The organism is Methylorubrum aminovorans (assembly GCF_022179725.1).
Lineage (GTDB): Bacteria > Pseudomonadota > Alphaproteobacteria > Rhizobiales > Beijerinckiaceae > Methylobacterium > Methylobacterium aminovorans.
Window position 1 is genome coordinate 57051 of sequence record NZ_BPRC01000013.1, and the last position, 21623, is coordinate 78673.

15 protein-coding genes, 1 tRNA gene and 1 pseudogene are annotated in these 21623 nt (G+C 69.2%); 8 read left to right on the plus strand and 9 right to left on the minus strand.

What is annotated here, in order from left to right; translation table 11 throughout:
* A tRNA-Leu gene (locus MFF24_RS17670) sits at window positions 1-85 on the plus strand.
* A gap of 1037 nt (window positions 86-1122) precedes the next feature.
* On the opposite strand, the gene MFF24_RS17675 is transcribed toward MFF24_RS17670, so the two are convergent.
* A complete protein-coding gene (locus MFF24_RS17675; protein ID WP_238226020.1) occupies window positions 1123-1338 on the minus strand; it encodes a hypothetical protein in 216 nt (71 codons plus the stop codon).
* A gap of 182 nt (window positions 1339-1520) precedes the next feature.
* Between MFF24_RS17675 and MFF24_RS17680 the strand changes: the two genes are divergently transcribed.
* The gene (locus MFF24_RS17680) at window positions 1521-1703 is read left to right on the plus strand and encodes a DUF3606 domain-containing protein (protein ID WP_003600567.1); all 183 of its coding nucleotides are present in this window, start codon (window positions 1521-1523) and stop codon (window positions 1701-1703) included.
* A gap of 440 nt (window positions 1704-2143) precedes the next feature.
* Here MFF24_RS17680 and MFF24_RS17685 read toward each other — a convergent pair whose 3' ends face one another.
* The 3 genes and pseudogenes from MFF24_RS17685 to MFF24_RS17695 form a co-directional block, all read right to left on the minus strand.
* A complete protein-coding gene (locus tag MFF24_RS17685; RefSeq protein WP_238226023.1) occupies window positions 2144-3490 on the minus strand; it encodes an O-antigen ligase family protein in 1347 nt (448 codons plus the stop codon).
* Between the two features lie 78 nt (window positions 3491-3568).
* The gene (locus MFF24_RS17690; protein ID WP_238226025.1) at window positions 3569-3808 is read right to left on the minus strand and encodes a GNVR domain-containing protein; all 240 of its coding nucleotides are present in this window, start codon (window positions 3806-3808) and stop codon (window positions 3569-3571) included.
* A gap of 37 nt (window positions 3809-3845) precedes the next feature.
* A pseudogene (locus tag MFF24_RS17695) lies at window positions 3846-4957 on the minus strand (IS3 family transposase).
* 386 nt (window positions 4958-5343) lie between these two features.
* On the opposite strand from MFF24_RS17695, the gene MFF24_RS17700 reads away from it, so the two are divergent.
* From MFF24_RS17700 to MFF24_RS17715, 4 genes are all read left to right on the plus strand, one after another.
* Entirely contained in the window at window positions 5344-6777 is a 1434-nt protein-coding gene (locus MFF24_RS17700; protein WP_238226027.1) for an NAD-dependent succinate-semialdehyde dehydrogenase, read from the plus strand.
* 386 nt (window positions 6778-7163) lie between these two features.
* Complete coding sequence (locus MFF24_RS17705; RefSeq protein WP_238226029.1) at window positions 7164-8540, plus strand: polyhydroxyalkanoate depolymerase; 1377 nt, start codon at window positions 7164-7166, stop codon at window positions 8538-8540.
* Between the two features lie 164 nt (window positions 8541-8704).
* Window positions 8705-11677 (plus strand): FAD-binding and (Fe-S)-binding domain-containing protein, encoded by a 2973-nt coding sequence (locus MFF24_RS17710; protein ID WP_238226031.1) that lies wholly within the window; start codon window positions 8705-8707, stop codon window positions 11675-11677.
* A 77-nt stretch (window positions 11678-11754) separates the two neighbouring features.
* Entirely contained in the window at window positions 11755-12627 is an 873-nt protein-coding gene (locus MFF24_RS17715) for an SDR family oxidoreductase (RefSeq protein WP_238226033.1), read from the plus strand.
* Window positions 12628-12743: 116 nt separating this feature from the next.
* Here the strand turns inward: MFF24_RS17715 and hyi are convergent, their stop codons facing one another.
* Window positions 12744-13520, minus strand: coding sequence for a hydroxypyruvate isomerase (gene hyi / locus MFF24_RS17720; protein ID WP_238226035.1), 777 nt, complete (start codon window positions 13518-13520; stop codon window positions 12744-12746).
* Between the two features lie 53 nt (window positions 13521-13573).
* Window positions 13574-14377, minus strand: coding sequence for a GntR family transcriptional regulator (locus MFF24_RS17725; protein WP_133089091.1), 804 nt, complete (start codon window positions 14375-14377; stop codon window positions 13574-13576).
* 152 nt (window positions 14378-14529) lie between these two features.
* Between MFF24_RS17725 and MFF24_RS17730 the strand changes: the two genes are divergently transcribed.
* The gene (locus MFF24_RS17730; RefSeq protein WP_238226037.1) at window positions 14530-15705 is read left to right on the plus strand and encodes a pyridoxal-phosphate-dependent aminotransferase family protein; all 1176 of its coding nucleotides are present in this window, start codon (window positions 14530-14532) and stop codon (window positions 15703-15705) included.
* 91 nt (window positions 15706-15796) lie between these two features.
* Window positions 15797-17098, plus strand: coding sequence for an MFS transporter (locus MFF24_RS17735; protein WP_108941900.1), 1302 nt, complete (start codon window positions 15797-15799; stop codon window positions 17096-17098).
* A 57-nt stretch (window positions 17099-17155) separates the two neighbouring features.
* Here the strand turns inward: MFF24_RS17735 and MFF24_RS17740 are convergent, their stop codons facing one another.
* The 3 genes from MFF24_RS17740 to MFF24_RS17750 form a co-directional block, all read right to left on the minus strand.
* On the minus strand, window positions 17156-17545 hold the full coding sequence (locus tag MFF24_RS17740; RefSeq protein WP_238226039.1) for a hypothetical protein: 390 nt from the start codon (window positions 17543-17545) through the stop codon (window positions 17156-17158).
* Between the two features lie 182 nt (window positions 17546-17727).
* Window positions 17728-18201 carry an alanine and proline-rich secreted protein Apa gene (locus MFF24_RS17745; protein WP_238226041.1) on the minus strand — a complete coding sequence of 158 codons (474 nt, stop codon included), beginning with the start codon at window positions 18199-18201 and terminating at the stop codon, window positions 17728-17730.
* 556 nt (window positions 18202-18757) lie between these two features.
* Window positions 18758-21484, minus strand: a complete 2727-nt coding sequence (locus MFF24_RS17750; RefSeq protein ID WP_238226043.1) for a DUF2339 domain-containing protein — start codon at window positions 21482-21484, stop codon at window positions 18758-18760.
* Window positions 21485-21623: the final 139 nt, after the last annotated feature.

The following is a 21623-nucleotide window of genomic DNA, read 5'->3' on the forward strand; positions in this document are numbered from 1 at the left end:
GCGGCCATGGCGGAATTGGTAGACGCGCTAGCTTGAGGTGCTAGTCCCGCGAGGGGTGGAGGTTCGAGTCCTCTTGGCCGCACCAACCTACTTCATGTTTTGAAGTCAAAAGGTTGGTCCTTACAATGGGTTGGTGAGAACCGCGCTTTCACACAGCGGTTTCACACATGGCCCTCATGACAATCCGACCTTGGAAGCCCGCGAAGACCGGGACGCATGACCTGCGTCAGCGCACGCCGCTTGATCTTCTCCACAGCGTGAAGGGTCAGAGCGTGGCTCTGCCGGTGGGCGATGCCTTCATCACTGTGAAGGTCGGTGACGCTATCCAGGCATCGCTCCTGACTTTGATGTTCGGCGCTCTCGACAAGCATCCCGCGGCTCGGCATGGAGAGGGCAAGGTGTCTCGACAGAGACTCAAGCTCTCTCCCTCAGGATCAACACTTTGCGTAACCGCGTCCGGCGGACATTCACCGTCGAAGCCAAGTCGAGCGGCACAGCCCGCTACGTCTCCATTCCCTCCAAGCAGCCCCGAGAGCCGCACAAGCGGCCGAGACAGCTCGAAGCGGCGGCCCTGTGGCCCTCGCTCGATGCTGCCGCTACCGCCTTTCAGCCCCTCGCTGAGGCTGCCCCGGAGCATCGCCGCATCCTGCCGAGCCTCCTCATAGCGGAGGTGCATGAGCCCGAACCGGAGGCCGCGGTCGAGCCCGAGGAGCTTCCTCGCGTTCGCCGGGCCTCGTCACCCATCGCCCCGACCGAGAGCGCTCCACGTCGCCGCGGCAGGCCCCGGAAGGTGCCAGCCCGGGAAGGCGCTGAGGTGGCCGTTGAGGTGGTCGAGCAAGCGGCCCCGGAGCCTCCTCAGCCCGCGGCGGAGACAGCCCCCATCGTCGTCAGCCGGCGTCGGCCGGACAGAGCTGGGAGCGAGAAGCTACGCCTCGGAGAGCGATGGAAGCGGCGCCTGCCCAAGGCGTGCTGGTAGCCCGTCACGGGCCGTAGGGCGCCCTTCCAGGCCACGTCTCGGGCCTCCGAGGGATGGGGGCCGGGGCCGCCCTCCGCGGGCGCTTACGTGCCGCTGAACGCGCCTGCGCGTAAGCGCGACCGCGCGTGTAGCCGAGCATCGGCTCCTCAGCCCGCGCCGTAACCGCCCTTGGCGTTGTCCGTCGAATGATCCGGCGATTGCCGGTCATACCCACCGGACTGAGGGCCGGGCTTCTCGCCCTCTACCGTAGCCGGCCCGGTTGGTCCCAAATCCGGCTGCTCCTCGGGCTTGCTGCCTTCACCGAGCGGGCGACCGGGCGGCACCGAGCCGGCGGCTTCCCGTTCCGTCTTCGCGACTGCCATCTTGAACCTCCTGGGCTTCCGTCAGGGAAAGGCAGGGAGAAGCCTCGAAGTTTCTTCGCGGGGATGCTTATTGGCGATACCGGACGCGGAGAGGGCCGCGACTCCGCGCGCGCCTTGAGATAGGGGAAGCTTCAACCACCTCATCCATCTCGACGCCCCACGACTACCTCACCGGATCATTCATGGCTGGCCTCAAGGACAAGCGCGGCTTCATCGACAAGGACCGTCTCGACCTCAGCGAGCGCAAAGCCGTCGAGTTCTGGATGAAGCGGTGGGGCGTCACCCAGGACCAACTCACCGCAGCGCACCGAAAGGTCGGCCGTATGACCAAGGACATCGCGGCCGAGTTGGGAAAGAAGCGGTAGGAGGGACCGCCGGGCATCGTCATAACGTACGTGAGAGGGCAGGGTGGTCGGACGCACACGGCACGCGAAGCGCCGCCGGATTGACACTCACACATCGCTTTCACACAATGTCGGCACACGTTGTTTCTAATGCATTGTAAAATAAGGGATTAACTCGATCCATGGAGGTTTGAGGCCTCTTGGTCGCACCAACCTCTTTCCTGAAGAATCGGAAGGAGTTGGGCGAAATCCGAACTGAGAAGAACCATTGCACACGGATGTCCGGGAAGCGGTACGCCGGTGCAGGAATACCGTCGGACCGAGGCGTCCGTCGGGGTGGCGATCGTCGCTCGGATCGCCCCGTGATGCGCGCACAGCGCGGGCATCCTCGCCGTTGACCGCGCCCTCTCGCTCACCGGCGGATCGGCCCGCCCAATCGGTGGAGCGCCGGCCGGTTCGGCTCAGGCGAGGGCAGGCTGCGGCCGGCGGGGTTTATACCGGCGGCAGAGAACGAACAGACAGTAGAACTGGAAGATCGTCGACATCCGGTTGTGCGCCAGGAAAATGTAGTTGGTCGCGCTGTTGAGGATGAAGGTGATCAGAAGGGCCGAGAGCAGGAAGGCCGTGCTGCGCTCCAGACTCGGATGGGCGAAGATGCAGGACGAGGAAAAGAGCAGGACGAGATAGAACGCGCCTCCGACGAGACCGAGGCCGACCAGGGTGTCGAGGAAGGTGTTGTAGAAGTCGGGCGTGAAGAAATACATCTCGCGCTCCCACACGGTCCAAGCCTTCGAGAACGGATCGGTGTTGAAGAAGCTCAGATAGCCGTGGCCGAACAGCGGCCGGTCGCGGAAGACTTCGAGGGCGTAGGGCCAGAATTTGCTGCGACCGGTGAAGTCGGGGCTGCGGCCGAGTGCGACGGCGATGTCGCCGACCCCGATGAAGGGCAAGATCAGCGAGAGCAGGATCGCGAACCCGGTTACCGTCGCGAAGATGACTCGGCCGCAGCCGGGGAGCAGCCGAGCGGCGAGCAGCGTCACGCCCGCCACCGCGATGGCGCTGACGGAGGACGCCGAGTTGGCCAGGATCAGCCCGAGCGCGAGGATGCCCAGCGCCGGGACCCGCAATCCCCGCGGGCTTGCGCCGGGCAGGAACAGCAGGATCAGCATCGCGCTCGCGGCGGACATGCCGTGCAGGGTCTTGCTGCCGTAGGCGCCGAACAGCTCGCCCGACATCAGCAGGCCCGGCCGGGTGATGTCGGTGCGCACCGCATCGGGCATCACCACCACCATCACTAGGGAGGACGCCACCAGGAAGACGTTGGTCCAGGCAAACAGGCTCAGGAACACCGCCGGATGGACGATGGAGGCCAGGGCCGCGGCGATGGCGATGTTCAGGACGAGCATCCCCGCGGGAACCAGCGAGGCCCAGCTATCGGTCGCCCAGCAGGTAGAGAGCAGGATGTATCCGGCGAGCGGTAGAACGGCGATCAGGCAGAGGTCGATCCCGTTGCGCAGCACATCGCGCAGGGTCACGCAGACGGATAGGGCGTAGAGAGTGAGCCAGAGGCCGACATAGAGCAGGTTGTTTCGGTTCGACGGCATCAGCGTCTTCGTGTTGCCAACCTCGTTGTTGCTGCCGAGGAAGACCACGTAGAACGCGTTCACGCACATCATCACCGCGAAGACGACGAAGGCGAGGCGCCACCGCTGGCCGGAAAACCCGCTCAGGATCGAAGCGGCGCGCAGCCCGGCGACCGCCGGATTCGCGACAGGAAGGCCGGTGGCGGGACGACTCGTGGCGGTCATGCAGCGAAACCTGACGCAGGGCGCGGAACGGTGTCCGGGGCCCATCCCGAAGCGCGGCGCCCGGGACGAGAGGAGGTATCAGGCACGCGCCGCCTCGCCCGATCCGGTCGGAGACCGTGCGGCGGTCGCCGCCTCGCCGCGCAGGACGCCGAGGGCGACCGCCGCGAGGATGCCCAGCGCGAGACCGACCAGCGTACCGAGGGCGAGGACGATGACCTTGCTCAGGTTCGTCGGCTTCTCCGGCGGGATCGCCGCGCCGATCACGCGGATGTTGTTCACGTTGACCTGCGTCTGCTCGATCAGTTCGCGGGAGCGCACGAGGTACTGGGTGACCTTGCCGTCTGTTTGCCCCCGTTCATAACCAGAGTCCGTTCTGGTTCTGGTCCTGTTTGGACCGGGTTGCAAATGCGTTCGGGGTGCGCCCGCCAAGGCTCGTGTGAAGGCGGCAGGTGTTGTAGTCGACCCGCCACGCCTCGATGAGGGTCCGGGCCGCCGGCAGGCTCCGGAAGAGATGCTCGTTCAGGCACTCGTCGCGCAAGCGCCCGTTCAAGCTCTCGACAAAACCGTTCTGCTGCGGTTTGCCGGGGGCGATGTAGTGCCACTCGACCGCACGCTCCTCCTGCCAGCGCAGGATGGCGTGCGAGGTCAGCTCGGTGCCGTTGTCCGAGACGATCATCAGCGGCTTGCCCCGGCCCGCGATGATCCGGTCGAGTTCGCGCGTGACCCGCTGTCCAGACAGCGAGGTGTCAACCACCAGCGCCAGGCACTCCCGCGTGCAGTCATCGACCACGACGAGGATGCGGAAGCGGCGTCCGTCGTCGAGCGTGTCCGAGATGAAGTCGAGGCTCCAGCGCTGGTTCGGCTCCTGGGGTACGGCGGCCGGAGCCCGCGTGCCCAGTGCTCGCTTGCGACCGCCGCGCTTGCGCACCGACAGCCGCTCCTCCCGATAGAGGCGAAAAAGCTTCTTGTGATTGAGCGTGAGACCCTCCCGCCGCAGCAGAATGAGCAGGCGCTGGTAGCCGAACCGGCGGCGCTCGCCGGCCAGGCTGCGCAGGCGTACCCGCACGGCCGCGTCATCGCTGCGGGTCGAGGCATAGCGGTACGTCTTCGGCTCCAGGCCGATCAGCCCTCAGGCACGACGCTGCGAGTAGCCCTTCTCCTCGATAGCCCAACGCACGGCTGTTCTCCGTGCGCCGGGCGTCAGAAGTTTTTTCTCAACGCCTCGCGCAGCGTGGCGACGTCGAGCATCGCCTCGGCCAGGAGCCTCTTGAGCTTGCGGTTCTCCTCGTCGAGTGCCTTCAGGCGGCGCGCGTCTGAGATCTCCATGCCGCTATAGCGTGAGCGCCACGTGTAGAACGTCGCGTCGCTGATGCCATGACGGCGACAGATCTCAGCGACCGGCAGCCCAGCCTGCTGCTCCTTCAGGATGCCGATCATCTGCTCTTCGTTGAACCGGCTCTTCTTCATCGTCCGTCTCCTGCTCGACGGACCCTAGCTTCAGAATGAGGGCAGACCAGGGGGCAAGGTCAGCCGCAATCGGCCCCTCGCGTTGAGCGCGCGCCCTCGGATGCCGGATGGCCCTGAGACACGCCGAGGTCGCTCGCGCATCCATGCAAGGGCTCGGCCGGCCCGATCGTCCCATCCAGGGACATGCGGAGCCCGCCGGGCCGGCGCCGCCGGAGACGGGGGATCGGGTCGGGAGGAAGGCTCCCTCCGATCCCGCCCTGGACCGTCTCGATTCGGGATCGTCCGCCACCCCGGTGCCGGTTCGTCCCTGCGCATTGCCGCGCGGGCGTCCCTTTCGGACGGGACGCCCTCTATATGAAGGCCGTCCCTTCCCGCGGAGATGGCTCATGGACCTCGACGTTTCGCTTCACATCGCCGGCCGCTGGCGCTCCGGCAGCGGCGGCGAGACCCTCTCCATCCTCAACCCGGCCACCGGCGAGCCGATCGGCCGGGTCGCGGTCGCCAGCCAAGCCGATCTCGACGAGGCGCTGGAGGCGGTCGAGCGCGGCTTCGCCGCTTGGCGGCGGGTCTCCGCCTTCGATCGGTCCAAGGTTCTGCGCCGCGCCGCCGCCCTGATGCGTGAGCGCGCTGAGGCGATCGCTCGCACCATGACGCTTGAGCAGGGCAAGCCGCTCGCCGAGGCGCGCGTCGAGACGGGTATCGCCGCCGACATCATCGAGTGGTTCGCGGAAGAGGGCCGGCGAGCCTACGGCCGGGTCATCCCTGCGCGGGCCGAAGGCGTGCTTCAGATCGTCACCCGTGAACCGGTCGGGCCGGTGGCGGCCTTCACGCCGTGGAACTTCCCGATCAATCAGGCCGTGCGAAAGCTTTCGGCGGCGCTCTGCACCGGCTGCCCGGTCATTCTCAAGGGTCCCGAGGACACCCCGGCCTCCTGCGCCGAACTGGTGCGCGCCTTCCTCGATGCGGGCGTGCCCGGCGAGGCGCTCGCCCTCGTCTACGGCGATCCGGCCGAGATCTCCGGCGCCCTCATCCCGCATCCGGCGATCCGCAAGATCACCTTCACCGGCTCGACCACGGTCGGCAAGCATCTCGCGGCTCTGGCCGGCCAGCACATGAAGCGGGCGACGATGGAACTCGGCGGCCACGCCCCGGCGATCGTGTTCGACGACGCCGATATCGACACCGCCGTGCGGGTGCTGTCCGCCAACAAGTACCGCAATGCGGGCCAAGTCTGCGTCGCCCCGACCCGCTTCCTTGTGCAGGAGCGGGTGTACGACCGCTTCGTCGACGGATTCGTCGCGGCCTCGAAAGCGCTCAAGGTCGGCGACGGACTCGACCCCGACACGCAGATGGGCCCTCTCGTCCACGGCCGCCGGGTCGAGGCAATGGAGGCCTTCGTCTCTGACGCCGAGGCCAAGGGCGCGCGGCTTCTCACGGGCGGCAGCCGCATCGGAAATCGCGGCCACTTCTTCGAGCCCACCGTCTTCGCCGACGTGCCGCTTGACGCCCGGATCATGAACGAGGAGCCGTTCGGGCCTCTCGCGGCGATCCGGCGTTTCTCGGGGGACGAGGAGGCCTTCGCTGAGGCCAACCGCCTGCCCTACGGGCTTGCAGCCTATGCCTATACCCGCTCGGCCGCCCGGGCCAACCGAGTGGCCGAGAGGATCGAAGCCGGCATGATTTCGATCAACCATCACGGCATCGCGCTCCCCGAGACGCCATTCGGCGGCGTCAAGGATTCCGGCTACGGCAGCGAGGGCGGCTCGGAGGCGATCGAGGCCTATCTCGTGACGAAGTTCGTGACGCAGGCCAACCCCTGAGGCCGCATCGTCGGGCGAGACCGCGCGGGTCTCGAGCAAGGTCCATGTCCGCCCTCCCGAAGGGATCGACCGAATCGGGTCCGATAAGGCGATCCGCCAACATGCGGATCGCTGGCCAGGACGGATCGTCCCGCATGGCTAGCAGTGCCGCCTGAGCGCCCGCGCCGGGCCATGTCATGGGCATGGCCATCCCAGGCAATTGATGGCGGTCGAGGAAAGTGGCCGTACTCCCCTCTTTTCTTTCCGATTCTCAAGCTCGGGCAGAGTCGTCAACAGGGGGGATCTTGTAGAAACGAAACCTTTTCTCAGGTCGGCGAGTTGCACTCTCCACCAACGGAAGAAAAGGACAGCTTGGATCAAGCGAGCTGCTCCAGGGAAGCGCTCGCATGCTGTACCCTCTTTACGAGGCTGGCCATCTCATGCTCGCACCGATGCGCCTGGCGGCGGAAGCCACCCGGTTGGCCTGCGAGAATCCCTTCAATCCCTTCTTCTACGCCCCTCAGAGCCGCTCCGTCGCTGCCGGCTGCGAGATGTTCGAGCGCGCCACCCGCGTCTACGCCAAGCCCGCCTTCGGGCTCGGCGTGCCGGAGCGGATCGTCTGGGAGCGCCCGTTCTGCCGCGTCATCGCCTTCGGCGAGCCGTCCGCGGAGCTGGAGGCCAAGCCGAAGCTTTTGATCGTCTCGCCGATGTCGGGCCACTACGCCACGCTGCTGCGCGGCACTGTCGAGGTCTTCCTCGACAGCCATCAGGTCTTCATCACCGACTGGATCGATGCCCGTCAGGTGCCGGCGAGCGCCGGCCGGTTTGGTCTCGATGACTACATCGATACCTGCATCGCCCTGTTCACGGAGCTCGGACCGGATCTCCACGTCGCGGCCGTGTGCCAGCCCTCCGTGCCGGTGCTGGCCGCCATCGCCCGGATGGAGGCGGAGGATCATCCGCTCGTGCCCCGTTCGGCCGTGCTGATGGGCGGGCCCGTCGATACCAGCCGCTCGCCCACCGCCGTCAACGCACTGGCCCAGGAAAAGGGTTTCGCGTGGTTCGAGCGGCACTGCATCCACACCGTGCCGCCGGGCTATCCCGGCATGGGCCGCGCCGTCTATCCGGGCTTCCTGCAGCTTGCCGGCTTCATGGGGATGAACCTGGAGCGGCACGCCGATGCCCACCACGCGATGTTCGACCATCTCGTGCGCGGCGACGGCGATTCCGCCGCCCGCCACCGGGCCTTCTACGACGAATATCTCGCAGTGATGGACCTGACCGCCGAGTTCTACCTCGAGACGATCGAGCGGGTCTTCATCCGTCACGACCTGCCCCGCGGCACCCTGCGCCATCACGGCGAGCCGGTAGATCTCGGCGCGATCCGCCGCTGCCACCTAATGGCGGTGGAGGGCGAGAAGGACGACATCACCGGGCTTGGCCAGACCAGGGCCGCACTCGACCTCACGGTGAACCTGCCCGAGGCGGCCAAGTCCTACCACATGCAGCCGGGCGCCGGGCATTACGGCATCTTCAACGGCTCGCGCTTCCGCCAGGACATCGTGCCGCTGGTGAAGAGCTTCATGGAGCGCAGCCTACGGCCTGCCGCCATGCGGCCGGCCCCCGTGGTGCCGGCGCCGGATGCGCACCCGATCCTGCTGCGCCGTGGATTCGAGGTCCGGCCCCCGAGCGCCTCATCCGAGCGTCCCATCGTGCTGCCGGAGCCCGTCCTGGCGGACCGGCACGGTGCATCGGAAGCGATCCCGCAGCGGATCGCCCTGTAGACGGCTCCCGACATGTCCGCGCGAGAGAAGCGGCCGCCGATCCCATCGGCGGCCGCCTTGCCTTAGGCCCCGCGACCTCGTCGCGTTTGACCCGACCCCGCCCGAGAATTATGAATTCAAAAACGTCTCAGGGTCATCCAGGGCGAGGCGAGGGGAGGTTCAACTTGGGCGCGAGCGCGAAACCGGCCGAGGCCGCTTCCGAGGTGCAGGCGCCGAGCGCGCGGGCGAAGGCTCGCAACGCGGCCGGGTTGCCGCGCAAGCTCGCGGAAGTCTTGCAGGGCGAGGCCCGCTTCGACGCCTTCACCCGCGGCCGCTACGCCACCGACGCCTCGATCTACCAGATCATGCCGGCGGGCGTCGTCTTCCCCAAGAGCGCCGCCGACATCGCCGCGACCCTGAAGGTGGCGGCCCAGTTCGACCTGCCCGTCATCATGCGCGGCGGCGGCACCTCCCAGAACGGCCAGCCGATCGGGTCCGGCCTCGTGGTCGATTGCTCGCGTCACTTCAACGGCGTGCTGGCCTACGACGCGGAAGGCGGCACCGTCACGGTCGAGCCCGGCCACGTGCTGGAGCGCCTCAACGCCCGGCTGAAGGCGGACGGCTGGTTCTTCCCCGTCGAGCCCTCGACCGCGACCCGCTGCACCATCGGCGGCATGGCCGGCAACAATTCCTGCGGCGCCCGCTCGCTGCGCTACGGCAAGATGAGCGACAACGTGCTGGCCCTGGAGGCGCTGTTCCACGACGGCGCCGCCTTCGGCTTCGGGCTCACCGGCAACGCGACGAGCGCGGTCACCGGCGGCGCCCGCGCCGACGATCTGGCGCGCCGGATGCTCGCCCTCGCCGACGCGCACCGCGACGAGATCGAGAAGATGTACCCGCGGGTTCAGCGGCGGGTCGGCGGCTACAACCTCGATTCCCTGATCGAGCCGCGCCCGAACCTCGCCCATCTCCTCGTCGGCTCGGAGGGGACGCTCGCTGCCACCACCTCGGTCACGCTCAAGCTCTCGCGCCTGCCGGCCCATCGCGCCATGGGCGTGTGCCATTTCCCCTCGTTCCGCGCGGCGATGGAGACGACGCAGCACATCGTCGCCCTCGACCCCGTGGCGGTCGAGCTCGTCGACAACAACGTGCTCGTGCTCGGCGCCGACATCCCGCTGTTCCGCACCACGCTGGCCGACATCACCCGGGGGCAGCCGAACTGTCTGCTGCTCGCCGAGTTCGCCGGCGACGATCTCGCTGCCCTGAAGCGCGACCTGAAGCGCCTCGACCAGTGCATGGCCGATCACGGCTTTCCCGACGCCGTGGTCGAGGTGGTCGAGCCGAACCGCCAGAAGGCGGTGTGGGAGGTGCGCGAGGCCTGCCTCAACATCATGATGTCGATGAAGGGAGACGCGAAACCCGTCTCCTTCATCGAGGATTGCGCCGTCCCCCTCGATCATCTCGCCGACTACACCGACGCCGTCACCGAGGTGTTCACGCGGCACGGCACCCGCGGCACGTGGTACGCCCACGCCTCCGTCGGCTGCCTGCACGTACGCCCGATCCTCGACATGAAGCAGGGCGGCGACGTGAAAAAGATGCGCGCCATCGCCGAGGAGACGGCGGAGCTGGTGCGCCGCCACAAGGGCTCCTGTTCGGGCGAGCACGGCGACGGCATCTCGCGCTCCGAGTTCGTCGAGCCGTTGTTCGGCGCCAAGCTCACACGCGCCTTCGAGACGGTGAAGGACGGCTTCGACCCCGACAACCGCCTGAACCCGAACAAGATCGTCCGCCCGCTCAAGATGGACGACCGCACGCTGATGCGCTTCGGCACTGACTACGCGGTGACCGCCCCGCGAGAGACCGCGCTGGACTGGTCGGATTGGGGCGGCTTCGGCCCGGCGGTCGAGATGTGCAACAACAACGGGACCTGCCGGAAGCTCGCCGGGGGCGCGATGTGCCCCTCCTACCGCGCCACCCGCGACGAGCAGCACCTCACCCGCGGACGGGCCAACTCCCTGCGCCTCGCGATCTCAGGACAGCTCGGGCCGGACGCGTTCCTCAGCCCTGAGATGAAGCGCACGATGGACCTGTGCGTCTCGTGCAAGGCCTGCCGCCGGGAATGCCCGACCGGCGTCGACATGGCCAAAATGAAGGTCGAGTTCCTGCACCATTACCACGCCCGGCACGGCCTGCCGCTCAAGGAGCGGCTGGTGGCCGAGATGCCGCGCTATGCCGGCGTGGCGGCGGCGCTGGCGCCGCTCTTGAACCTGCGTAACCGCTATCCGGCGCTGGCCCGCTTCGGTGAGACCTGGGCCGGCTTTTCCGCCCGCCGCTCGCTGCCCGAATGGCGCCGGCCCTGGCGGGAGACCGGTGAGGTCGCCCATCTGGAGGACGTGGCGGGCGATCATCGCGACCTGATCCTTTTCGGCGACACCTTCAACCGCGCCTTCGAGCGCGAGAATCTGGAGGCCGCCGAGCGGGTGCTGCGGGCCGCCGGTTACCGGCTGCACCGCGTGGTCGCCCATCAAGGCCGTCGCCCGCTCTGCTGCGGCCGCACCTACCTCGCCTCCGGCCAGACCGACCGGGCGCGCGCGGAGGCGCGCCGCACGCTCGACACGCTGCTGCCCTTCGTGCGGGCCGGCGCCCGCGTCATCGGCCTGGAGCCCTCCTGCCTCCTGACCTTCCGCGACGAGTTTCTGTCATTGCTGCCGCGGGAGGAGGCCAGCGAGCTGGCAGGCAAAGCCTTCCTGTTCGAGGAACTGCTCGCCGCCGACCTCGCCGCCGGCCGCATCACCCTGCCGCTCGCCGACCAGAACGGCCGGGTCGCCCATCTGCACGGCCACTGCCACCAGAAGTCTTTCGGGGCGATGGGTGCCGTCGAGACGGTGCTGCGCGCGGTGCCGGGGCTCGATGTCCGCGTCATCGAGTCGAGCTGTTGCGGCATGGCCGGCGCCTTCGGCTATGGGAAGGACACGATCGACGTCTCCTTCGCCATGGCCGAGCTGTCGCTGTTCCCGGCGCTGCGCAAGGCAGGCGCCGACGACCTCGTGGTGGCGGACGGCACCTCTTGCCGCCACCAGATCCATGACGGTCTCGGCCGCGATGCGATCCACGTCGCCCGCGTGCTCGACACGGCCCTCGTGCTGGCGGGCTGACCGCGGCCCAGGGTCGCCGCCACGGAACGGTGGCCCCCGCATCCGGTTGTCGCGGCAATCCCCGAACAGGAGCCGTGATGACCGATCCGCTGACCAAGTACCCGCGCCCACCCTTCGACACGCAACCCCAGAGCTTCCCAGGCCGAACGGGCAAGATGGCTCCGGAGCCCGATCACGGCGAGGAGAGCTACAAGGGTTCGGGCAAACTCACCGGCAAGGCCGCCCTGGTGACGGGCGGCGACAGCGGCATCGGCCGGGCGGTGGCCATCGCCTATGCCCGCGAGGGTGCGGATGTGGCGATCTCCTACCTGCCCGAGGAGCAGAAGGATGCGGAGACGGTCGGAGCCTGGATCGAGCGGGCGGGCCGGCGCGCCCTGCTGCTGCCCGGCGACATCAAGGACGCTGCCTACGCTCGCGAGATCGTCGAGCGCACCGCCAAGGAATTCGGCCGGCTCGACATCCTGGTGAACAACGCTGCCTTCCAGCAGCCGAACCAGAATGTTGCCGACATCGACGACGCGATCTTCGAACAGCACTTCCAGACCAACATTTTCGGCCCGTTCTACGCCACCAAGGCGGCGCTGGCGCATCTCAAGCCCGGCGCCTCGGTGATCTTCACCTCCTCGGTCAATTCCAAGCACCCGGTGCCGACGCTGTTCGCCTACAGCGCCACCAAGGGCGCGCTCAGCAACATGGTGCTCGGCCTCGCCCAGCTCCTCGCCGAGACCGGCATCCGCTTGAACGGCGTGCTGCCCGGCCCGATCTGGACCCCGTTCATCCCCGCTGGGATGAGCGAGGATGCGGTGAAGACCTTCGGCAGCCAAGTGCCGTTCAACCGCCCCGGCCAGCCGGCGGAACTCGCCTCGGCCTACGTCATGCTGGCGGCCGAGGAGAGCAGCTACACTTCCGGCGCGCTCATCACCGTCGCGGGCGGCATGCCGATCTTCTGAACCCAGGTTTCGAAAGGACGAGTCCTTTCGCGGGTCCAGGGCAGAGCCCTGGAAAGATATCGGGGCGCTGCCCCGATACCCCGCCAAAGGGATGATCCTTTTGGGATCCCGGACACTCAGGGGTAGGACCGCATCCAGCCGAGACCGGCTTCGGTGTTGGCGGTCGGCAGGTATTCGCAGCCGATGAAGCCGTCGTAGCCGAGCCGGTCGAGGGTCGCGAAGGCGGCGGCAAAGTCGATGCCGCCGGTGCCCGGCTCGTGGCGGCCGGGGGCGTCGGCGATCTGGACATGGGCGATCCGGGCGCGGTGGGCGGTGAGACTGTCCACCAGATCCTCGCCCATCCGCGCCATGTGGTAGAGGTCGGCTTGGATGAAGAGGTTTTGAGACTCCGCCGCCTCGATCACCGCCGCGGCGTCGGCGAGCCGGTTGAGGAAGAAGCCCGGCATGTCGCGGTCGTTGATCGGCTCGACCAGCAGGCGGATGCCGGCCCGTCCGAGCGCGTCGGCGGCATAGGCGAGGTTTTCGACGAGCGTCGCGCGCAGGCGCGCTCGCTCGGCATCCGGCGGCGCGAGGCCGGCAAGGCAGTTGATCTGCCGGCAGCCGAGCGCCCCGGCGTAGTCGATTGCCCGTGCGACGCCTTCGCGAAACTCCGCGCTCCGCTCAGGAAAGATGGCGATTCCGCGCTCACCTGCGGCCCAGTCACCGGCGGGCAGGTTGTGCAGAACGAGCGGCAGGTCGGCCTCGGCGCGACGCGCGGCCAAGACCTCCTTCGTCTCGGCATAGGGAAACTGCATCTCCACCGCTGCGAACCCGGCCGCGCGGGCCGCCGCGAACCGGTCGAGCAGCGGCACCTCCGTGAACAGCAGGCTCAAATTGGCGGCAAAACGAGGCATACAGGACCATTAAGTCGCGCAAAATGCATTCAAAAATGCTGGAAAATCACCTGTCAGGCGCTCTCGCCGGCCGCGATTTCGCTGGGGACGGGCGCCGCGGCCTCGCGGTCGGCGGCAGCCTTCCGCTTGTTGCGCAGGTGGCGGAACAGGATGTCGCTGAGCTCCGCTCCGGCGCGCCGGCGCAGGGCGTCGAGGATCTCCTCGTGCTCGCGCATCGCCTCGCCCCAGCGGTCGCGGTTGGCGTCGAGATTGGCAGAGTAGCGCGCCCGCCGCAGCCGCCCCGCGAAGCTCGTGTAGGTGGCACTCAGGGGCGCGTTGTCGGCGGCCTGCACGATGCGGTCGTGGATCGCCTGGTTGCAGGCGAAGTAGCCGTGCAGGTCGCGCCGCAGGTAACAGCCATACATCTCGTGGTGGAGCCGCTCGATCTCGGCATAGGCCTCGTCCGTGATGCGCTCGCAGGCGAGCCGGCCGGCCAAAGCCTCCAGGCCGCCCATCACATCGAACAGCTCGACGATCTCGCGCTCGCCGATCCGGCGCACGCGCGCGCCGCGATTCGGCAGGAGATCGATCAGCCCTTCCGAGGCGAGCACCTTCAAGGCCTCCCGCAAAGGCGTTCGGGAGATGCCGAAGCGATCGCAGAGCAGCCGCTCGGGCACCCGCGCGCCGGGATCGAGATTGCCCTCGACGATGAAGTCGCGCAGCCGCGCCAGCACCTCGTCGTGGAGGGAATGCACGAGGTTTTCCCGAGGCCTCGCGGACAGCTTGGCGGGCGCCGCGACCGAAAGCGCGGCGGGGAGGGAGATCGGGCCGTCCGCCCCCTCCGATTCGGCTGCGGCGAATGTCGTGGCGGAAGTCATGGCGAATTCGTAGCAGCGGGCTCGGCCGACGTCGATGGGAGGATTGAAGGCATGATACTTCTTGTCTCAGCCTAAAATGAATGCAAATTGGAGCGGATGAAACGATCGGGCGCGACCTGAAGCGCCCGGCATCCGGCCCGACGGGAGGAACCATGACGAGCCGCACCGGACGACACTTCCTGCATATTCCGGGGCCGAGCCCGGTGCCGGAGCGCGTGCTGCGCGCCATGGACCGGCAGGTGATCGACCATCGCGGGCCGGAATTCGGCGCGCTCGGCCGCGAGGTGCTGGAGGGCTGCCGCACCATCTTCCGCACCCGGGGGCCGGTGGTGATCTATCCGGGCTCCGGCACGGGAGCCTGGGAGGCCACGATCGTCAACACGCTCTCGTCGGGCGACCGGGTGCTGATGTTCGAGACCGGCCACTTCGCCACCCTGTGGCGGCAGATGGCGGCGCGCTGGGGCATCGAGGTCGAGTTCGTGCCCGGTGACTGGCGCCACGGCGTCGATCCGGCCCTGGTCGAGGCCAAGCTCGTGGAGGACCGCGGCCACACCTTCAAGGCGGTGATGGTGGTCCACAACGAGACCTCCACCGGCGTGACGAGTCGCATTCCGGCGATCCGCAGGGCGATCGACGCCGCCGGGCACCCGGCGCTGCTCTTGGTCGACACCATCTCCTCGCTCGGCTCGGTCGATTACCGCCACGACGAGTGGGGCGTCGATGTCACCGTCAGCGGCTCGCAGAAAGGGCTGATGCTGCCGCCGGGCCTCGGCTTCACCGCGATCTCGGACAAGGCGCGGGCGGCCGGACAATCCAACAACCTCCCCCGCTCCTACTGGGACTGGGAAGAGATGCTGAAGCCCAACGCCAACGGCTACTTCCCCTACACGCCCGCCACCAACCTACTCTACGGACTGCGCGAGGCGGTCGCGATGATGCTGGAGGAAGGCCTCGACAACGTCTTCGCCCGCCACCAACGGCTCGCCGCCGCGACCCGCGCCGCAGTCGAGGCCTGGGGCCTCGAAGTGCTGTGCCAGAACCCGGACGAGTACTCGCCGGTGCTCACCGCGGTGATGATGCCCGACGGCAAGGGCGCGGACGCCTTCCGCGCCCTGGTGCTCGAAAAGTTCGACATGTCGCTCGGCGCCGGGCTATCGAAGCTCGCCGACAAGATCTTCCGCATCGGCCATCTCGGCGAGACCAACGACCTGACCCTGATGGGCGCCCTGTCCGGCGTCGAGATGGGACTCGCGGCAGCCGGCGTGCCCCACAAGAGCGGCGGCGTGCTCGCCGCAATGGCGCGCCTGCGCTCCGGCCTCGACGGCTGATTCCGTCGATCGCCTCCGCGCCTCGGGGAGCCGCGCGCCAGACGCGGGCTCGGGGCGCGTTTGCCCATAAAAAAATCGGAGGAGATTCCCGATGATCACGATCCCACGCCGCGTGACGGCGCCGGGCATGGTGCTGTTCCTGCTCTGCCTGATGTACTTCATCACCTATGTCGATCGGGTCAACGTCGGCACCGCCGGCCCGGCGATCAAGGGTGAACTCGGCCTCACCAACACCGAACTCGGCCTCGTCTTCTCGGCCTTCGCCTACCCCTACGCGGTGTTCCAGATCATCGGCGGCGCCATGGCCGACAAGTGGGGGGCGCGGCGCACGCTGTTCATCTGCGGCCTGATCTGGGCGGCGGCGACGGTGGCGACCGGATTTGTCGGCGGCGTGGTCTCGCTGTTCCTCGCCCGCTTCGCGCTGGGCTTCGGCGAGGGCGCTACCTTCCCCACCGCGACGCGGGCGATGCAGTCCTGGGTCGCCAAGGACCAGCGCGGCTTCGCGCAGGGCATCACCCACTCGTTCGCCCGTTTCGGCAACGCGATCACGCCACCGCTCGTCGTCCTGATGATGGCCTATGTGGGCTGGCGCGGCGCCTTCGTCGTGCTCGGCATCGTGAGCTTCGCCTGGGTGCTGGTCTGGGTGTTCTACTATCGGGACGACCCGCGCGAGCATAAGGCCATCACGAACGAGGATCTGGAGCGGCTCGCGATCCATGACCGGACCGCCAAGCCCGCCGCCAAACCGCCGGTGCCGTGGCGCCGGCTGATCCCGCGCATGGCGCCCGTGACGCTGACCTACTTCTGCTACGGCTGGTCGCTGTGGCTCTACCTCAACTGGCTGCCCTCGTTCTTCAAGGACGGCTACGGCCTCGACATCAAGAACTCGGCCCTGTTCGCCTCGGGCGTGTTCTTCGCGGGCGTCGTCGGAGACACGCTCGGCGGCGTCGTCTCCGACCGTATCCTGAAGAAGACCGGCGATCTGCAGAAGGCGCGCCGCAACGTGATCTGCCTCGGCATGCTCGGCGCCGCCGCCTGCCTCGCGGGTGTGTTCTTCACCAAGGAACTGACCCTGGTGGCGCTGCTGCTCAGCGGCGGCTTCTTCTTCCTTGAACTGGTGATCGGGCCGATCTGGTCGGTGCCGATGGACATTGCGCCCCAATATGCCGGCACGGCGAGCGGGCTGATGAATTTCGGCTCGGCCTTTGCCGCAATCGTCTCGCCGCTCACCTTCGGCCTGATCGTGGATCTGACCGGCAACTGGATCCTGCCGTTCGCCGGCTCGATCGGGCTGCTTCTGCTCGGCGCGGGCCTCGCCTTCACCATGCACCCCGAGCGCCCGTTCGAGAACGAGCCGGCGCCCTTGACCCCGCGGGTGGTGCCGGCGGAGTAGGCGTCCGCTCCGTTCTCGCCCCGTCGCCGCTCTCCTCACGGTCCTTGCGGCGACGGTTCACGGCGCGGGGAAGCGGCGTTGAAGGTCAGCCAGGATCTCGACCGCCTCGGCGGAGAGGCCCGATTCCCGCACGGCCTTGAGGCTGCGGTCCTCGGGTCCCGGCGCGGTCGCCGGCTCGAACTGGCGGCGGTGGGCCTGATCGAGGATGTCGGCGATCCGGTCGCCGACCGCCATGGCGATGGCGGTCGAGTCCGGCCCTTCCGAACGGTGGGCGTGCATGCGCTGGAGCGCATCGGCGATCTGCCGCTCGAAAGCCTGGAACAGCGCGTCGGCGGCCTGCGGGTTCATCCGCATCAGGGCGCCCGCGGCCGCGCAATAGGTCTCCTTCAGCATGTACAGGGTCAGGCGGTCGATGGCCTGCTCGTCTTCGTCCCCCGGCTTCGCCATGCGCCCTCTGTCCCGCATCCTCTGGTCCGAACCCGTGCCCGGCCGAAACGGTGGGGCACGGAATCGTCCCCTCCTTTACAGGATGGGGGATGGGGCCTGCCAAGCCTGATCGCCAGCCGAAGTCGCCGGGGCTCTTGCCGGCGGCGCGCCACCGGCTCGATGCAATCGGACGGGAAGGGGCCTCAGCCTGAGGGCGGGGTCAGGATGACCTTGCCCTCGAACGGGTTGCTCCGGCTGTTGGCGCCGGTGCAGGCGAAGGTCTGCTCGCCGGCCGAGACCGTGCGAAGCCGCAACTGCCCGCGCCCGTCCCGCTTGACCGTGTAGCCCTTCTCGCTCGCCACGTGGACGAGGTCGCCGTCGGCGTGGAGCACGCGGCCGTTCTCGAACTGGCCCGGCATGGTGATCGTCACCGGCTGATCGGCCCGGCTCACCACGTTGAGCGCCACGTTCGTATCGGCCGGCAGACGCAGTTCCGCCGGCTGGCAGACGGGATGTCCATCGCGCATCTCGACGGTCAGTTCGACCGGCGGCATCGCGTCGCTGTCCGGCGGCGGCAGCGGTTTCCCCTGCGCCTGTGCGACGGCCGGCAGGGTAAGGCCGGTCACAGCGGCGAGCAGGACGGCCGGGATGCGGAGACGGGTCGAACGATGGGGCATGCGCGAATCCTTCGCGGTGGGTCCAGGGTGCCCTCAGGCACGGCAGCCCGTCGGGCGCGGCCGCGCGGGGGCGACGGTTCCTCCAGCAAGAAGCCATCCCTCGACCCTGTTCCGATCCGCGACGCCCCGCCGCGTGACCGGCCGGCTTAGCGGCTCTCACAAAACTCCCACTGCGCTGTCGTCCCCAGAGCGAGAACGGCCGGTGATCGAGAGTTTTGTGAGGCACGCTGACCCGCGGCCGAGCGCGGGCCGGTTCCGGACGCCCCTAAGACGGCCGCTCGCTCTTCCGTCCGTCATCGCGAGGCGAAGCCGAAAGGACGACGAACCCGGGGCGATCAACGAACCGGTCTGACGGGGGATCCGAGGCCTTGCCTGCCGCCTTCGGCGGATCCGGGGCGCGGCCGGGGCCGGCGTCCCCGCCGTCCGAACCGGGACGGCGGGGGGTGTCGTTCGCACGACCGAGCCGATACGCAACGTGGCTCCCCCGTAGAATGACCGCGACCGGTTAGCCGACGGTCAATGCCGGAAACGGGCGACGTGCCGGAACGGGACCGTTTCACGTCTCCGGCGCGGCGGGCGGCGGCACGAGCGGGGGAGCGGGGGCGAAGACGAGGCGCTGGTAGACGAGGCCGATGGCGATCAGGCAGGCGCCGAGCCCGAGGAAGGACAGGGCCCGCAGCGGCCCCTCCAGCCCCGAAAGGTCGAGCAGGAATACCTTCAGCGTCGCCAGCCCCACGAGCACGGCGGAGGCCAGCCGTGCGGTGGCCGAGCCGCGCAGGATGCCGTAGCCGAGGGCGATCAGGCCGAGGCCGAGCCAGGCTGCCGAGTAGGTGTACCACTCGGCCTGCCCGGTCGCGCGGTCGAGCCCGAGCCGCTCGCCCTGGAAGCCGTGCCGCACGGCGAGGCACAGGGCGAGGAAGCTGAGCGCCAACCCGAGACCGCCCGCCATCCGCACGAACCACACGGGCCGCACGCCTTGCGCCACCCGCGCCAGCGCGAAGGAAGCCGCCGCCGGAAGCGCGTAGGCGAGCACGGCGTCGTTCAGGACGAGCCCGCCCGCGACCGGCTCGTCGGTCAGGAGGGGGTTGGCGGCGAGCCCGAGGCCGAGCGCGCCCTGCAGCAGGGCGAGACAAGCGAAGGCGAGGCCGCCGAAGCGGATCACCGGCGAGGGCGAGGGGCCGGAAAACCGCGTCAGCACCCCGGAGAAACCGAGGGCGGTCAGCGTCGTCAGGCCCTGCTCCAGCACGCTCGTGCCGGGGGCGGTGAGGTCGCCGCCATGGAGCGCGTGGCGGATCTCCAGGAAGACGAACAGACCCGAGAGGAGCAGGCTCAGGGCCTGCGCCACCTGTTCCGGGATGTCGGCCGGCCGCCCCGGCCGACAGATCACCCAGGCAGCGAGGCCGAAGCACAGGGCCGGCAGGCCGTAGGCGGTCACGAGCCCGTTGAGGATCGGCGTGCGCGACAGATCCGCCCCGATGAGGGCCGGATCCCAGGCGAGCCGGGCAGCGACGAGGGCGGCGAGCCCGGCCACGCACCAGCGCAGCGCCGGGATGTCGAGGCGCCGGGCAATCAGGCCGGTGGCGAGGGCCGCCCCGGCCAGGGCCGGTGTCAGCGAGCCGCCCGACAGGGCGAAGACGAGGCCGAGGCACAGGCTCGCCACCGCCGCTGCGGCGAAGGCGCCGAGCCCGAGCGCCAGGGCCGGGGAGGGGGTCTGGTCGTCCTGGCGCCGGCACAGGGCGGCAAGGCCGCAGAACCCCGCGGCCAGGGCACCCGCCGCGGCGGCGAAACCCGGCGCCACCGTCCCACCCGCGATCCGCCAATAGACGATCGCGAGCGCGGCGAGCGGGGCCGCCGCCGCGCCGGCGGCGAAGGTCAGCGCCGTGGCGTAGGGCAGGCGGCTGCCGCCCAGGAGCCGCAGCGCGCCGAGAGCGGCGATCGTGAGCGATCCGGCCGCGGCCAGCGCGATCAGCAGGCCGGGATTCTCGGCTCCGTACCAGAGGAGAAAGGAGGTGCCCGACGGGTACGCCGTCTGCGGCCAGAGCATGAGGGCGCCCGCGAGCGTCAGGGCCGCAACGACGCTGCCGGCGGCGGCGGGCGCGGCCACGAGGCCTGCGAGCGCAGGCAGCACGCTCGCGGCCAGGGCCGCGCCGGCCCAGCCCGGACCGCCGTCGGTAGCCGTCAGGCCGAGCACCGCCAGCGCCACGCCGCCTGCGAGCGCGAGGGCGAGGGCGGCGAAGCGATCGAGCCGTGCCTGCGCATCGGGCACGCCGCGGCCCGGCAGGACGGCGAAGACCAGTACGGCCAGCGCCTGCTGCAGCACGAGGTGAGCGTGCACGGCCACGCTCTGACCGGGCAGGAGCGTGAGGAACAGGGCCCAGGCCGCCGCGCCGATGCCGGCCGCCACCGCCAGCGCGCGCCAACCCTTCAGCCAGGCGAACGCGTAGGCGCTGCCCGCCACCACCGGCAGGTAGAGGGCAAGCGGCCACAGGCTCGTGCCCCCGCCGCCGACGAGGAGCGGCGTGGCCAGCGCCCCGACGAGGCCGATCCCGGCGAGCGCTGGCCCGTGCAGCAGGGCGGCGAACATGGCGGCAAGGCCCGTTGCCGCGAGCCCGGCGAAGGCGAGGCCCGGCCCGACGAAGCCGTAGAGCGCGTGCGCCGCATAGACCGCGCCGAACAGGCCGACCGTGCCGGCGGCGGTGACCATGGCCGGCACGTCGGGCCAGGTCGGGGGGATCGGCGCGGCGCCGCGCAGGCGCCGTCTCAGGACCTCGCCCAGCCCGACGAGACCGAAGGCGAGGGCGAACCCGCCGACGATCCGCACGCCCGGCCCGAACAGGCCGCGCTCGGCCGAGTAGCGCACCAGCAGAACCGCGCCGAAGGCGAGGGCGAGGCCGCCGACCCAGACGGTCCAGCGGGTGCCGAAGCGCTCCTCGATGGACGGCGCGGAGGAGCGATCAGGAGCGCGGGAAGGGGAGGGGGCAGTTCCCGGCTGCCCCAGCGCCACGGCCGGAACGGTGCTGCGCGGCGGCGTGGGTTCGGACGACGGCTCCGGCGGCCGGACATCGCGCGGCTCCGGCGGCGCAGCGGGCGCTTTGCTCGGCGTTGGCGCTACGGCCGGGATCGGCGTTGGGCCGGCGATCGGACGCGCCTCCACGAGAGCGAGGCGCCGCTCCAGAACCTGGATCCGATGCCGCTGCCGGAGCGCCAGCAGCAGGGCCGCCGGACCGGACAGGGCGAGCGCCAGCGCGATCAGCACCGCACTCAGGAAAAGTCCATCGTCCATCGACCGCCCGTCCGCTTCGAGAGCGGCGAAGCTAGCCTCGTTCCCGAACCGGATGGGTGCGGGGGCTCACACGCTCGTGAATCGTCGCGCCACGCATCCTATGGATCGCGCGGTCTTGCAAATGCCGAGCGGACCGGAA